The organism is Flavobacterium xizangense (assembly GCF_054075145.1).
Genome location: NZ_JBSIPG010000323.1, coordinates 1 through 237, shown reverse-complemented (window position 1 = coordinate 237; position 237 = coordinate 1). Strand labels below are relative to the sequence as shown.

Annotated in this window: 1 pseudogene; it reads right to left on the bottom strand. The window is 35.9% G+C overall.

The window, feature by feature from the left end:
- Window positions 1-237 (bottom strand): annotated as a pseudogene (locus ACWA1B_RS23615) (oxygen-independent coproporphyrinogen III oxidase); the annotation flags it as partial.

Sequence of the window (237 nt, the reverse complement as noted above, 5' to 3'; positions counted from 1 at the left end):
CTTTTACGGCATGATCAAAAATTCCGTTGATAAGGTTTTCTAAGTTTTCTTTAGAAAAGAATGTAGGAGTTCCCCCGCCCAAATGTATTTCTTTAATTATTGGTTTTTCTGGCAGAACGTTACAGTACATAGTCCATTCTTTCAGAACCGCCTGAATATATTTTTCTTCTACTGAATGATTTTTGGTAATACGCTTATTGCATCCGCAGAAAGTACACATGCTTTCGCAAAAAGGCA